14 protein-coding genes are annotated in these 14,229 nt (G+C 44.2%); 1 reads left to right on the top strand and 13 read right to left on the bottom strand.

Going from position 1 to position 14,229, the window contains the following annotated elements; translation table 11 throughout:
* Positions 1–217: 217 nt before the first annotated feature.
* On the bottom strand, positions 218–1,771 hold the full coding sequence (gene dnaB, locus K6V30_RS15030) for a replicative DNA helicase (protein ID WP_055271724.1): 1,554 nt from the start codon (positions 1,769–1,771) through the stop codon (positions 218–220).
* Between the two features lie 198 nt (positions 1,772–1,969).
* On the opposite strand from dnaB, the gene ispE reads away from it, so the two are divergent.
* Entirely contained in the window at positions 1,970–2,794 is an 825-nt protein-coding gene (gene ispE, locus K6V30_RS15025; RefSeq protein ID WP_010538328.1) for a 4-(cytidine 5'-diphospho)-2-C-methyl-D-erythritol kinase, read from the top strand.
* Positions 2,795–3,025: 231 nt separating this feature from the next.
* On the opposite strand, the gene galE is transcribed toward ispE, so the two are convergent.
* From galE to K6V30_RS14965, 12 genes are all read right to left on the bottom strand, one after another.
* Entirely contained in the window at positions 3,026–4,060 is a 1,035-nt protein-coding gene (galE, locus tag K6V30_RS15020) for a UDP-glucose 4-epimerase GalE (protein WP_010538329.1), read from the bottom strand.
* 259 nt (positions 4,061–4,319) lie between these two features.
* Positions 4,320–4,892 (bottom strand): electron transport complex subunit RsxA, encoded by a 573-nt coding sequence (rsxA, locus tag K6V30_RS15015; protein ID WP_010538330.1) that lies wholly within the window; start codon positions 4,890–4,892, stop codon positions 4,320–4,322.
* Positions 4,893–4,914: 22 nt separating this feature from the next.
* Positions 4,915–5,499, bottom strand: coding sequence for an electron transport complex subunit RsxE (rsxE, locus tag K6V30_RS15010; RefSeq protein WP_010538331.1), 585 nt, complete (start codon positions 5,497–5,499; stop codon positions 4,915–4,917).
* 17 nt (positions 5,500–5,516) lie between these two features.
* Positions 5,517–6,230, bottom strand: a complete 714-nt coding sequence (locus tag K6V30_RS15005; protein WP_010538332.1) for an RnfABCDGE type electron transport complex subunit G — start codon at positions 6,228–6,230, stop codon at positions 5,517–5,519.
* On the bottom strand, positions 6,227–7,219 hold the full coding sequence (locus tag K6V30_RS15000) for an RnfABCDGE type electron transport complex subunit D (protein ID WP_010538333.1): 993 nt from the start codon (positions 7,217–7,219) through the stop codon (positions 6,227–6,229). Before K6V30_RS15000 ends, K6V30_RS15005 begins: the two co-directional genes overlap by 4 nt.
* A 6-nt stretch (positions 7,220–7,225) precedes the next feature.
* Complete coding sequence (gene rsxC, locus K6V30_RS14995) at positions 7,226–8,563, bottom strand: electron transport complex subunit RsxC (protein WP_010538334.1); 1,338 nt, start codon at positions 8,561–8,563, stop codon at positions 7,226–7,228.
* 24 nt (positions 8,564–8,587) lie between these two features.
* Entirely contained in the window at positions 8,588–9,517 is a 930-nt protein-coding gene (locus tag K6V30_RS14990; protein WP_055271726.1) for a Fe-S cluster domain-containing protein, read from the bottom strand.
* Between the two features lie 6 nt (positions 9,518–9,523).
* On the bottom strand, positions 9,524–9,949 hold the full coding sequence (locus tag K6V30_RS14985) for a SoxR reducing system RseC family protein (protein ID WP_010538336.1): 426 nt from the start codon (positions 9,947–9,949) through the stop codon (positions 9,524–9,526).
* A gap of 230 nt (positions 9,950–10,179) precedes the next feature.
* Positions 10,180–10,272, bottom strand: coding sequence for a smalltalk protein (locus K6V30_RS14980; RefSeq protein WP_008765124.1), 93 nt, complete (start codon positions 10,270–10,272; stop codon positions 10,180–10,182).
* A 35-nt stretch (positions 10,273–10,307) separates the two neighbouring features.
* Positions 10,308–10,829, bottom strand: a complete 522-nt coding sequence (locus K6V30_RS14975; RefSeq protein WP_010538337.1) for an HU family DNA-binding protein — start codon at positions 10,827–10,829, stop codon at positions 10,308–10,310.
* A 155-nt stretch (positions 10,830–10,984) separates the two neighbouring features.
* Entirely contained in the window at positions 10,985–13,423 is a 2,439-nt protein-coding gene (locus K6V30_RS14970) for a GumC family protein (RefSeq protein ID WP_224207160.1), read from the bottom strand.
* 11 nt (positions 13,424–13,434) lie between these two features.
* Complete coding sequence (locus tag K6V30_RS14965; RefSeq protein ID WP_055271750.1) at positions 13,435–14,229, bottom strand: polysaccharide biosynthesis/export family protein; 795 nt, start codon at positions 14,227–14,229, stop codon at positions 13,435–13,437.

Genomic DNA, 14,229 nt, shown 5'->3' with positions numbered 1-14,229 from the left:
CCTGATATTTTCCGTCATTACCGTCACTAACCGGTATCAGAATACTCTCAATCCCTGATACATAAAAAAAGACCGACCGCTCGATTGGAATCAATCAAGCGGTCGGTTTTATCTGTTCAACCGTATCTTTCATTATAAAAGAGCGGTCGATCTTCCCCAATCAAACGGTCGTTTTCGTCCGATCAAGCAGTTGTTTCTATTCCATTATACGATCGTTTTAGAAAGGCAATGGTCCTTCCGTTGCACCGAACGGATTATTCCCCTGCGGAACAAAATCGGGTTCCGGCGGAGGCGGGGGCACAGAGCCTGCATTAAGTTTAGACCCCAGCATAGCACCTGTAGGTTCACCCGGCATCGGTATCACCATATCATCCTCCGGATTAGAGAATCGCGTAAACTCACCTTTAAATCGGAGTAAGACTTCGCCTACCGCACCATTACGATGCTTGGCTATCACAATTTCCGCCATACCGCGAAGGTCGTTACCGCGATCATCCTGATAAATCTTATAATATTCCGGACGGTGAATAAAGCACACCATATCGGCATCCTGCTCGATGGCACCGGATTCACGAAGGTCGCTCAACTGAGGACGTTTACCATCGATACCTTCACGACTTTCCACACCACGATTCAACTGTGACAAGGCTATAATCGGAATATTCAACTCTTTCGCCAATCCCTTCAACGAACGGGAGATCGTACTAACCTCTTCCTGGCGGCTGCCAAATGCCATACCACTCGCATTCATCAACTGAAGGTAGTCAATAATGATGATTCTCACCCCATGTTCACGTACCAGACGACGCGCCTTAGTTCGAAGTTCAAACACAGACAAAGACGGAGTATCGTCCACATAAAGCGGGGCATCCAGCAGGTCTTTCAGTTTGTAGTCCAACTGTTGCCATTCATAGCTTGCCAATTGTCCGCTCTTGATCTTCTCACTCGGAATCTCACAAACATTAGTGATAAGACGGTTGACCAACTGGACATTACTCATTTCGAGAGAGAACAACGCTACCGGATTCCGATAATCAACAGCAATATTCTTGGCCATGGAAAGTACGAAAGCCGTCTTACCCATAGCAGGACGGGCGGCGATTACGATAAGGTCGGAATTCTGCCAACCGGAAGTCATCTTATCCAGTTTCGTAAATCCACTCTCAAGACCACTTAAACCGTCCGTTCGGGCAGCTGCTTTCTGAATCAGTTTATACGCCTCGTCAATCACCGGATTAATCTGCGTATAGTCTTTCTTCATATTCTGCTGGGAAATCTCAAACAGCCTACCTTCTGCCTCCTGCATCAAGTCGTCCACATCCAGCGTCTCATCAAAAGCCTTGCTTTGAATATTACTTGTAAATGTGATCAATTCGCGCGCCAACGATTTTTGCGCAATAATACGGGCATGATATTCGATATGCGCGGAAGAAGCAACCTTGCTACTCAACTGAGTTATATAAAAGGGGCCTCCGACCTCTTCCAGATCACCTCTTTTGCTTAACTGTTCTTTTACCGTCAGGATATCCACCGGCTTCTGATTAACGGCAAGATCAGTAATGGCGGCATAAATCAATTGATGACGATGTTCATAAAATGACTCCGGGCGAAGAATCTCACTCACCAACGAATAAGCATCCTTCTCAATCATTAAAGCACCCAACACCGCCTCTTCCAACTCCGGCGCCTGAGGTTGAATACGACCATAATCATTCACCGGTTGTACTTTAGTTGATTTTGTGTTACGGGAATTTCTTCTTTGTTCAGCCATCTGCCTATATACGATTTTATGATTTACAATTTATAATCCCCGGCCTTCAGACATAGCCAAAGCCGAAAGGGATGACAAAGATAGAATATTATAATGAAGAAAGGATAAGGAAAAATGAAGATTTTAGTAACTTTGTCACCAATAGTATAAATTTGCGACCTATAATTTAAAATTCAAAAATAATAATTCAGAACTTATATGATCACTTTCCCCAACGCCAAAATAAACCTGGGACTCTCTATTACAGAGAAGCGCCCGGACGGATATCACAATCTTGAAACCGTATTCTACCCTGTAGCTCTCGAAGATGCGCTGGAAATCCGGACCTGCCCCCAAGCAGACAACAAGTTCTCTCTCCATCAGTACGGGATGGAGATATCCGGCAATCCGGAAGAGAATTTAGTGGTAAAGGCCTATCTGCTGTTGGATAAGGAATTTCACCTCTCTCCCATCGAAATTCACCTCTACAAGCATATTCCTTCAGGTGCCGGACTGGGAGGAGGATCATCGGATGCGGCCTTTATGCTGAAACTGCTCAACGAACACTTTCAACTGAATCTATCTGACGATCAGCTGGAAGTGTATGCCGCGACTTTGGGAGCCGACTGTGCCTTCTTCATCAGAAACGCCCCGACCTTTGCCGAAGGTATCGGTAATATATTCTCTCCCATTTCACTATCTTTAAAAGGATACCAGATTCTGATTATCAAACCGGATGTATTCGTATCAACCCGGGAGGCTTTCGCCAATATTCATCCTCACCATCCCGAATACTCCATCAAAGAGGCGATCAAACGCCCGATCAATGAATGGAAAGAGATATTGATCAATGATTTTGAGAACAGTGTATTCCCCCAACATCCGGTGATCGGAGAAATAAAAGCTGAATTATACAATCAGGGGGCTGTCTATGCTTCCATGAGTGGTTCCGGTTCTTCCGTATACGGCTTATTCGAACCGGGATGTACGTTGCCGGAGGCGGACTGGGGAAGTAACGCATTCAGTTATAAAGGCAAGCTGTAGGAGCAACAAAAAAACGGTACCACGACTCCCGTCGTAGTACCGTCACAACACAAACACAAAATAAAACACGACAAAACTACTATGCAATCATACCTGTCTATGCCGGAGAGGCATAAGTACCGTTTACTCATATTCACATACTCACAAACAGTTCAAGCTGATTAGCATCTAATAAACAAATCGCATGAACGATTTGTTTAAACTTTTATGTTAATTAAAACAAATATCTTTTCACTGAATACCTCTTTCACGGAGTTTCAGCTGCCAGTTCCATGCAGAGCGTAAAGTATCTTCCAAGGTTTCTACCGCTTTCCATCCCAGTTCCTGATTAGCAAAATCGGGATTAGCCCATACCTTTTCAATATCACCTGCACGACGGCCTACAATCTGATAATTCAATTTAACGCCGGTTGCTTTTTCAAATCCGTGGATCAGTTCCAATACAGAAACACCACGTCCCGTACCAATATTGAATACTTCTACTTTTTCTTTCTGTTTCTGCTCCAAAATGCGGCGGATTGCAATCACGTGTGCTTTAGCCAAGTCAACAACGTTGATAAAGTCACGGATACAAGAACCGTCAGGAGTATCATAATCGTCACCGAATACACTTAGTTTTTCACGGATACCCATCGCTGTCTGAGTCAGATAAGGAATCAAGTTTTGAGGAACGCCATTCGGAAGTTCGCCCAGCAATGCTGTAGGATGCGCGCCAATCGGATTGAAATAACGCAGCAGAATAGCATTGATCGGAGCACCGGAAGCTATTGTATCACGGATAATTTCTTCATTAATCTGTTTTGTATTTCCATAAGGAGATTCCGCTTTCTTAATCGGAGCCTTTTCCGTTACAGGCAACTCATCCGGCTGACCATATACTGTACAGGAAGAAGAGAACACGATGCCTTCTACTCCATGTTTAGGCATTAACTCCAAAAGGTTAATTAAAGAAACCAGGTTGTTACGATAATAAAGCAACGGTTTCTCTACCGACTCTCCTACTGCTTTGCTTGCTGCAAAATGAATAATCGCTTTAATTCCTTTATATTTAGCAAATACGGCATCAAGGCCTGCAAAATCAAGACAATCCAATTTTTCAAAAGCCGGACGGATACCGGATACCTTCTCTATATTGTCAACAACGTCAGCACTCGAGTTTGATAAATTATCGATAATGATTACTTCGTATCCATTGTTTTGCAGTTCTACGACGGTGTGAGACCCAATATAGCCCGTTCCTCCCGTTACTAAAATTCTTTCTTTCATATAATTTTAAAATATGGTTAGTTTTTCGGTTTTCAGTTTGTTTGAAGTACAAATGTATGGAAATAAAATGAAAATGCAATAAACTATTTCAATTTTCTTCGCAGGAAGATGCTTAAGGGATGATCTGCGGGCGATTTGGTATGATGGAAATCCAATCTGGTATAAACCCGGTATAAAGAAAAAAGCCGGAAACGAACTGTCTGCGTATTACCACATGACAGAGTTTCCGGCCCTTTATCTTAATTATCAACTCAGTCTTTTACACGACGCCTGAGAAACCCATGAATGCCATAGCCAGCAAACCTGCGGTAATCAAAGCAATCGGAGTGCCTTGCATCCCTTTCGGTACCTTCACAAGACTCATCTGCTCGCGTAATCCGGCAAACAGTACCAGCGCCAGACCGAAGCCGATAGCAGTGGAGAACGCATACACCACTCCTGTCAGCAAGTCAAAGTCTTTCTGGATAACCAGGATTGCCACACCCAGAATACAACAGTTGGTTGTAATCAGCGGCAGGAACACGCCCAATGCCTGATACAAAGAAGGAGAAACTTTCTTCAGAATGATTTCCACCATCTGCACCAGTCCAGCAATGACCAGGATAAAAGTGATTGTCTGCAAGTATCCCAATCCGAAAGCATCCAACACAAACTTCTGAATCAGGAATGTAACGATGGTAGCGATAGTCAGTACGAAAGCAACGGCTGCGCTCATACCCATCGCTGTTTCCACCTTCTTGGAAACACCCAGGAACGGACAGATTCCCAGGAACTGCGACAACACAATGTTGTTTACAAAGATTGCCGAAATAAAGATCAATATATATTCCATATTCTTTTCTTATTTAATTGAGTTAGGCTTTCTTCAGGCTATTAATGATTGCAATCAGGTAACCCAAAGCGATAAAAGCACCCGGAGCCAAAACAAAGATCAGCATTCCGTATTCTTCCGGCAGAATAGTCAGGTCGAAAATCTTACCTGTTCCGAGGAATTCACGAACAGCACCCAGCAGAGTCAGGGCAATGGTAAAACCAAGTCCCATACCGATACCGTCAAACATAGAAGCTAACGGGTTGTTTTTAGCGGCAAAAGCTTCCGCACGTCCCAATACGATACAGTTTACCACGATCAGCGGAATGAAAAGTCCCAGTGTAGCATACAGGTCAGGAACATAAGCCTGCATCACCATCTGAAGCAGTGTCACGAAAGATGCAATCACGACGATAAACGACGGGATACGTACCATATCCGGAATCAAATTTTTGATAGATGAAATGACCACATTCGAACAAATCAGTACGAACATCGTAGCCAGCCCCATACCCATACCATTGATAGCAGATGAAGTAGTACCCAACGTAGGACACATACCCAGCAGGAGCACGAAAGTAGGATTTTCTTTGATAATCCCGTTCATCATTACTTTAAAGTTATTCATATCTGTCTCCTCCTTTCTTAGTTGTTAGTGTCATCAGCAGCAGCTTCACTTGCCGGAGCGGTAGCCGGTTCATTTTTCCGGGAAGCACCGCTGGTTGTATCGGCAGTACCGCCTTTATATGCCTGATAAGCAGCATTCACCGCGTTCAGGAAAGCACGTGAGGTAATAGTGGAAGCAGTGATAGCATCTACCTGTCCATTCATATCTTTTGTCACGGCCAACGGAGCATCTCCCGGATTCATACCCAGGATAGACTTCGCACTTTGCTCGTGAGATACAGCCTGCTCGCCTTTAGCCGGATCATAAGCACCAAACCACTTATCCGCTTTGGAACCCAGTCCCGGAGTTTCGGCATGTGCCAATAAAGAGTAGTTATAGATCTTGCCTTCGGCATCAAAGCCTACCAGCACTTTCAGTTCACCACCGAATCCCATTGACGTAGCCTCTACAGCAGAACCGACCCATTGTTCACCGTTCTTAGCCGGATAGATAATGAAATCTACGATTTTCTTTCCGTCCTTCTCGCTGAACACCGTATCGCTTTCAGCTACCGGATTATTGGTAAATTCAGGAAGCACCTTTTTCAAAGCCTCGTTCAGCGTTTTCGCATTCGCTTCGGCAATCGGTCCTTTCGTCAATTCATTTACATATGCCAGCAACGCTACAGAGACAGCAGTGACTCCTGTAAGCACCAGCAACATATTCTTTAAAGATGATTGTAACTTTTTCATTTCTTCTTCGCTACCTCCCCAAAGCGTTTAGGTTTACAATAGGTGTTAATCAGCGGAGTAAACGCATTCATTATCAGGATGGCAAATGACATACCTTCGGGATATGCACCGAACAGACGGATAACGACCGTCAGCAGACCGATACAAACTCCGTAAATCAGCATACCTTTCTTACTCATCGGAGAAGTCACATAGTCGGTTGCCATAAATACGGCTCCCAGCATCAGACCTCCGGAGAGTAACTGCAATACCGGAGAAACATACTTTTCAGGATCTACCAGGTGCATAATGCCTGCAAATACAAACACAGTCACAATAATAGAAACCGGGATATGCCAGGTGATAATCTTTTTCCAAAGCATATAAGCCAGTCCGAGCAGCAGTGCCAGCGCACTTACTTCACCGATACATCCGCCGTTCTGTCCGATAAACAGATTCAGCGCATCGGGTATCTGGCTCAAAGCGCTTGTATCGCCATGAATAGCCTGTTTCATCAATGCCAGCGGAGTAGCACCGGTGGTAGCGTCCATATAAGAAGTCAGCTGCCCCACTACCGGCCATGTTGTCATCTGCACCGGGAAAGAAAGCAGCAGGAATACACGTCCCGCCAATGCCGGGTTGAAAGGGTTGCATCCCAGACCACCGAAAGACATCTTGCCTACACCGATTGCGAACAGTGCGCCCAGAATGATAATCCAGACAGGTAGGTTGGAAGGTAAGTTGAATGCCAGCAACACACCTGTAATAACAGCAGAGCCGTCGCAGATAGTTGTAGCAGGTTTCTTCATTAAGAATTTAACGATCGCCCATTCGAAGAATAAACAGGCTGCTACTGAAGTAGCCGTGACAATCAGAGCCCCCAGCCCGAAGAAATAAAGAGACACCAGAAAAGCCGGAATCAGTGCGATCAGCACGCCATACATATTCTTCTGTACGCTGTCTCCGCCATGAACGTGGGGGGATAGTGATACGATTAATTTATTTTCCATACTTCGTTATTTTTTAGCTTGACGTGCACGAATCATAGCTCCTACCTTGCCTTTACCCAGGCGGCAGTAATCAAGCAACGGACGGTTGGCAGGACAAGTGAACTGACAGGAACCGCACTCGATACAATCCATGATTCTTTCTTTTTCCATTGTTTCAAAGTCTCCGTTTTCGGACAAAGCTCCGAGCAAGTACGGCTCCAGTCCCATCGGACAAGCGCTCACGCACTTCGCGCAACGGATACAGGTTTGTGCTTCACCACGTTTAGCTTCCTTCTGATTCATGATCAGGATACCCGAACTGCCTTTGGCCGTAGGAACTTCGATATTCACCAAAGCCTTCCCCATCATCGGACCGCCGCCGATCACTTTTCCCGTATCCTCCGGCAGACCACCGCAAGCATCAATCAACTGCTTCATCGGTGTACCGATACGAGCCAGGAAGTTGGAAGGTTTAGCCACAGATTTACCAGTCACGGTAATCACCCGTTCAAACAATGGTTTATTCTTCTGAACAGCTTCGTAGACAGCGAATGCCGTACCCACATTCTGCACAACAGCTCCTGTAGAGATAGGCAGCGCACCACTCGCCACCTGACGTTTGGTTATCGCATCAATCAACTGCTTTTCACCGCCCTGAGGATATTTCACCTTCAAAGGAACGACTTCGATGCCTGCATAACTGGAAGCGACTTTCGTCATCAGTTCAATAGCATCCGGCTTGTTATTTTCGATTCCAATAAATGCTTTATTTACCTTCACGGCTTTCATCAGAATAGAAACACCTACCATGACTTCCTCCGCATGTTCCAGCATCAGCTGATGGTCGGCAGTCAAGTATGGTTCACACTCTACCGCATTGATAATCACACATTCTGCTTTGAATGAAGGCGGCGGACAGAGTTTCACCTGTGTAGGGAAACAAGCCCCACCCAGACCTACGATACCGGCATCAGCAATCTTCTTTACGATTTCTTCAGCCGAGTATTCACATTCTTTTACCAATGTCTTGCTACGGTCAATGGTTTCTTCCCATTCATCCCCTTCTACATCAATAAAAATAGCAGGTTTTGCATAACCGCTCGCATCGACCACTGTATCGATCTTCGCCACTTTTCCACTGACTGAAGAATGAATCGCTGCCGAAACGAAGCCGGCAGGTTCGGCAATCTTCGTGCCTACCTTCACCATATCACCCTTTGCCACTACCGGTTTGGCAGGTGCGCCAATGTGCTGGCCCAACAGAATAACTGCCTTCGCAGGAACTTCTGCCGTGATGATAGGTTGATGTGCCGACAATTTATTTTCGTGTGGATGAACTCCACCAATTGAAAATGTCTTTAACATACAATTCTGTATTTTATTCTGTTATTATTCTGTAACTTTAGGAGCTTCTGTCGCAACAGTTTTCGGAGTTTCTGCAGCAACCGGCTTTGAAGTTTCCTCTGTTTTCGGCTTGGGTGCTTCTTCTGCCTTCGGTTTGCGCGGAGGGAAGTTCAGCTCGATAATCGTGTTCTGCGGACAAACTTCTACGCACTTGCGGCATGATTTACACTTGTTCGGATCGATATAAGCCAGGTTGTTCTCCAGCGTGATAGCTTCGAACGGACAAGTCTTGACACACTTACCGCAGCCGATGCAGCTCACCGTACAAGCCTTGCGTGCTACAGCTCCCTTGTCCTTGTTCACACAAGAGATGTATACACGGCGTGACTTCTTACCTTGCGGGCGAATCTCAATAATCGCCTTCGGGCAAGCCTTCACACAAGCGCCACAAGCTGTACATTTTGCTTCGTCCACTTCCGGAAGTCCCGTTTCAGGATTCATGTGGATGGCGTCGAACTGGCAGGCAGCCACACAGTCGCCACATCCGAGGCATCCGTAGCTACAGCCTGTTTCTCCACCATACAATGAAGCGGCAATAGCACAACTCTTGGCACCGTCGTATTGATTGATACGCGGACGGTTGGCACAGCTTCCGTTACATCTCACCACTGCTACCATCGGCTCAGCTTCAGTAGCTGCCAGTCCGAGAATATCAGCAATTTGTGCCATGACAGGCTGACCGCCTACAGGGCAGAATTTACCATCCAGCGAACCGGCTTTGACGCAAGCATCGGCAAATCCGCTACAACCAGGATAGCCACATCCACCACAGTTTGCCTGGGGCAACACTTCCCCCACCTGGGCAATCCGCGGGTCTTCATACACGGCAAATTTCTTGGAAGCTACATAAAGAATAGCGGCCAGCACGAGCGCTATAGCTCCCAATGAAATCACTGCAATCAGAATCAAATTCATAATGTTCTAGTTATTTATTGGTTTTATAGTAAATGAAAAATGTTGTTTCATTCGCGTTTTATTGAGCCATAAAATGAAATAATAAGGTATAAGAACGGCCAGAGAAAGAAGAGCCGCATACAGTTCATTCCCTATCAACGCCATCAAGACGAATAGAGAAACAATCAGAAGTACAAAAGGAATTATGAATGCCAATGCTACAGCCATCATGCCCATCGACGTTTCGCCGATCACCATCACCCGCTCTCCTGTCTGATAGGAATCAGCCGCAGCATCTGTTATATCTATGATTTTGTCTTTACTATCCGCCGAAGAACAGTGACCTTTTGCGCTACAAGCCGCACAAGCCGACGTCTGAACGATCCTCACCGACAGATGAGAACCCTGTATGTTTTCCACAATACCCAGATGCTTTATAGTATTATTCGTCATTTTGCAAACTCAACATTACAAATCGCGGCAAATTTAATCATTATTTGTGAACTACGAAGCATTCCCTCACTTTTTTCTACATAATAAAATGTTATTTTTTGTGTTTTCGTTATCGCACACGAAAAAGTAACGCCAACTATTTGATATTTTAGCATACAACAAAGCAGGCGGAAAAGTTCTTCCCGCCTGCCTGTCTTATCTAACCAATTACTTTATTTACTGAATGCTGCTTACAATGATGCAGCCTGTACTCCCAGTACTCCGGCAATCGCACCGGCTACAGCAATGATTACTTTCAAAACTACACTCCAAGTTTTCTTCATAGATTTTTCCTCCTTTCTTTTTTAAGCTTTTCAGATTATACAGTCGGATCCGGGGCTTCCTCGTCTCCTCCTCCTTCATTTCCACCACCGCCATTTTCACCATCATCCGGATTATCCGGTGTCACAGAGGCATTCAACTTCTTCAGATATTCATCCAGACTGATCAGATCCAATTTTTCATCCGCACGGGTAGCTGTCTTCGTGATACGCAGTTCTTTATTTGCTTGAAAGAAGATGCGTACACTGTCCACACTTTTAGCCGTAACATCTTTCGCTGTGTCTGTACCTTTCGAACAGGCAGTCAGCATAAATACACCCAAGCCTTCGATATTCACTGACTTACCTTCCAGAAGTTGCTCCTTCATCTTCTCCACAAAATTCTGAATCACACTCTTGATATCACCAATGGACAAGGAAGAATAACCCTGCATTTTCTGCGCAATATATTTTAGATTGACAGACTGACCTAAGGTGATCAGTTGCGGATAATATTTCTTAGGAGAATTAGGAACACGCGGGTCAGATGGTCGCGTTACGACTTTGTAAATTACACTCATAATACGTTTTTTAAAAGATTCAAATTCAAGTTATTTATTCACGTTTCGTTGATCAACAATGCAAAGGTGAAGCTTTTATTTCATATAGCAAAAAGAAAAGCCCCTTGCGGGGCTCTTTTTCTCAGAAAAGTTATAATTCATAGATATTCAGACATTTATCTTTTAGCATCTTGACCATATCCATAGCCGTAACCATAGCGTTTGCCATAGCCGTAGTGCTTACCATACTTGCCGTAGCCGTAGTAATAACCGTATTTTCTCTTTTTCAAGTCCACACCGTTGATTACGGTACAAAGATTAGGAAGCTTCTTCTCAATAGACAACTCATTAATCAATGTATATTCGGCTTTATGAGTATAGTCGGCACGGCATACGTAGACGGACAAGTCAGCTACACGGCCTATCAATAAGGTATCGGTTACCATACCGATAGGGGCAGTATCCATTATTACATAGTCGAAGTGCTTCTTCAAGGTTTCTATGGCCTTGTCCAGTCCGTTACGAGCCAGCAGTTCGGTCGGATTAGGAGGAACAGTGCCACCCAAAAGGATATATAGGTTCTTATTGATATCCGAAGGCTGTACCAGTTCCATCAAATCCGTTTCAGGATTGGAAAGATATTGGGTAATACCTTTTTCCCTGTTCGAAAGCTGGAATACCTTATTCAGCCCGGGCTTACGAATATCAAGGCCGACAATCACCACTTTCTTTCCCAAAAGAGAAAGACTGATAGCCAGGTTTGCCGAAACAAACGATTTTCCTTCTCCACTGACGGTTGAGGTCACAAGGATTACCTTCTGGTCACTATTGAGCATAAACTGAAGATTAGTTCGAATATTACGGAAAACCTCACTCATCAGATTGTTCTTATTCTCAAATACCGCAATAGAGCCATTCTTATCATTTTTTTCGTCTGTCAATGGAATATCACCGACAACAGGGACAGTCGTTAGTTTCTCTACATCGGCACGACCTTCGATTTTGAATTTCGTCAGGTCAATCAGGTAGATGATGCCAACAGGGATTCCAATACCTAACACCAATGCAATCAAATAGATCATAGATCGCTTGGGAGACACTGGAATATCATCAGCTATCGCTTCATCAATAATCTTTGCATTATTCGCTGTAGCAGCTAGCGCGATCGCATTCTCTTCGCGTTTCTGTAACAACATCAGATACAATCCTGCTTTAATCTCTTGCTGGCGGGCAATACTTACATAAGCCCGTTCCTGCCCCGGAGCATTACTGATACGACGGGAATAACGACTTGCTTCACGGTCAAGGTTTGATTTAGTTATCATCAGTCCCTGCAAAGTCCCCTCAAGGGTAGCCTGTACATTGGCTTTCATAGCACGGATGCTCGTATCCAGATTCACAATAGCAGGGTTATTCTCTGTTGATGTACGTAACAGACGTTTACGTTCCACCAACATTTCATTATAACGTTCAATCGCACCAATCAAAGCGGCATCCTGTAAACCAACATTGCTCGGCAATACTTCGTATTCATTACCTCGCAGATACTTGCGCAAGTCATTCACTAGGCTGATTTGAGTACGGTTCTCCACACTCTTCTTTTCATATTCAGCATTACCGGCCAAGGCGATCTGAGCTTCACTCGACAAATCCGTGATACCGGCATCACGCTTGAAAGTTTCTAAATCCGCTTCCGTACTTCCCAATTCTTTTGAAATAATACTAATACGTTCATCAATAAACTCAGCTGTTTTCTGAGCAATTTCATTTTTATCATTATTCGTATTGCGGTTATACATTTCAAGCAACTGGTTGATAAAATCCTGCCCACGCTGCAAACTGGAATTTTTTAATGAAATCACAGCCACAGAAGTAGTTTTAGAAGTAGGTGCAATAGACAGACTGTTACAATATCCTTTTGCCACTCTCATCGGTTTGTTGATAGTAGCAGTTATATGACGTACATTCTTCTCCATCCGAGGAATCTTTGTTCCATCCTGCAGAGTTACTGAATCAACTTCCTGAAAGAAAGCCAATGTTCCCTCATCAGTCGGGAAGATAGCAGGCAGTTTCTCAAAATGCTTCTGATATTCCTTCTCACCTATAGTCACGTTCACATCCATACTACCTTTAGGCTGTAGTGTCATTTCCACTACCATCGGAGAGCTTAGTTTTTCAGCCTCCTGAGGTGTCAAACTTACTTGTACCGGAGATGTCTTATACAAACCTTTAGCCGGAAATTCATCTTCATCTGCATAAGTTATATACAGCCCCAATTGATTAACCACCTCTTTAACGAGCGTTTTCGAACGCAAAACTTCCAACTCATTATCAATATTTTTGGAGGAAGTCATCAGACCGCTTAATCCCATATCCTCCAACTCCGAAGAGAGTCCTGCACCTCCACCCTTCTTCTCATCTTTCATAAGCACGGTGGCTGAAATATTATAAATAGGCGTAGCCCAATGCAGATAAAACCACGCACCAACCAAACATAGCAACACCGCCCCTACAAACCAAGGCCAGTGAATAATATATTTAAAAAGCAGTGCCCGGAAATCGATCTGTTCCTCAGCTATTTCACGTTCCTTACTGTTTTGATTTGCTTCTTTCATAACTCTTTCTTTTATTTCAGGATATTAAACAACAAACTGGCAATAGAAACAAGGATCGAAGTAGCAGAGAACCATAAGCTTGTACTATTTCCCACGTCTGAATTTCGGGCTTTTGCCTTATTGGGAGTCACATAGATAATATCATTCTGCTGCAAATAGTAATAAGGAGAAAGAATAGTCTCCGCCTTATTCAGATCCAAAGGGATAATTTCCTGTTTACCATTAGCATTCTCCCGTATCAGCTTAACATCATCACGCAAACCATATACAGTCATGTCTCCTGCCATGGCCAAAGCTTCCAAAACATTCACCTTCTCATTGGAAATCGTGAATGTACCGGGACGGGCAACTTCACCAATCACGGAAATCTTATAATTCACCATACGTACCGTTACAATAGGCATCTCTGTTATATAAGGTTTCAGTTTTTCCACAATCATCTGTTCAGTCGCCTTCTTGGTCAATCCGCCCACATGAAGTTCGCCCAATACCGGAAAGTTTATATTACCTTCATTATCCACCAGATATTGCTGCAGAACCGGTTGGGTAGTTGTATAATTCAAAACAGCATTATTCTGCGTAGCTACCGTCAAATTGAAAGGCGCTGCCAATTCTGGACTAGTACACGAAACCACAATGGTTAACAAATCCTTCGGCATAATCTTTGCATCATACAGTTGTTCATTTTGGGTACTATACAGCACCACTTCCGCATCCTGCAAGTAAGGTACTTTTTTATAAGACTGGCAGGCTGTTAACATAAAAACGGCTAATACGCAATAGCCTAATTGTTTCATTCTCTTCAT

Source organism: Bacteroides faecis (assembly GCF_020091505.1).
In the GTDB taxonomy this organism is placed as follows: Bacteria; Bacteroidota; Bacteroidia; order Bacteroidales; family Bacteroidaceae; genus Bacteroides; species Bacteroides faecis.
This window is presented reverse-complemented; position numbering and strand designations above follow the sequence as displayed.

What these genes read in the sequence shown, in the direction of transcription:
- dnaB (WP_055271724.1), bottom strand. Translation starts at nt 1,771, where the DNA reads ATGGCTGAACAAAGAAGAAATTCCCGTAACACAAAATCAACTAAAGTA.
- ispE (WP_010538328.1), top strand. Translation starts at nt 1,970, where the DNA reads ATGATCACTTTCCCCAACGCCAAAATAAACCTGGGACTCTCTATTACA.
- galE (WP_010538329.1), bottom strand. Translation starts at nt 4,060, where the DNA reads ATGAAAGAAAGAATTTTAGTAACGGGAGGAACGGGCTATATTGGGTCT.
- rsxA (WP_010538330.1), bottom strand. Translation starts at nt 4,892, where the DNA reads ATGGAATATATATTGATCTTTATTTCGGCAATCTTTGTAAACAACATT.
- rsxE (WP_010538331.1), bottom strand. Translation starts at nt 5,499, where the DNA reads ATGAATAACTTTAAAGTAATGATGAACGGGATTATCAAAGAAAATCCT.
- K6V30_RS15005 (WP_010538332.1), bottom strand. Translation starts at nt 6,230, where the DNA reads ATGAAAAAGTTACAATCATCTTTAAAGAATATGTTGCTGGTGCTTACA.
- K6V30_RS15000 (WP_010538333.1), bottom strand. Translation starts at nt 7,219, where the DNA reads ATGGAAAATAAATTAATCGTATCACTATCCCCCCACGTTCATGGCGGA.
- rsxC (WP_010538334.1), bottom strand. Translation starts at nt 8,563, where the DNA reads ATGTTAAAGACATTTTCAATTGGTGGAGTTCATCCACACGAAAATAAA.
- K6V30_RS14990 (WP_055271726.1), bottom strand. Translation starts at nt 9,517, where the DNA reads ATGAATTTGATTCTGATTGCAGTGATTTCATTGGGAGCTATAGCGCTC.
- K6V30_RS14985 (WP_010538336.1), bottom strand. Translation starts at nt 9,949, where the DNA reads ATGACGAATAATACTATAAAGCATCTGGGTATTGTGGAAAACATACAG.
- K6V30_RS14980 (WP_008765124.1), bottom strand. Translation starts at nt 10,272, where the DNA reads ATGAAGAAAACTTGGAGTGTAGTTTTGAAAGTAATCATTGCTGTAGCC.
- K6V30_RS14975 (WP_010538337.1), bottom strand. Translation starts at nt 10,829, where the DNA reads ATGAGTGTAATTTACAAAGTCGTAACGCGACCATCTGACCCGCGTGTT.
- K6V30_RS14970 (WP_224207160.1), bottom strand. Translation starts at nt 13,423, where the DNA reads ATGAAAGAAGCAAATCAAAACAGTAAGGAACGTGAAATAGCTGAGGAA.
- K6V30_RS14965 (WP_055271750.1), bottom strand. Translation starts at nt 14,229, where the DNA reads ATGAAGAGAATGAAACAATTAGGCTATTGCGTATTAGCCGTTTTTATG.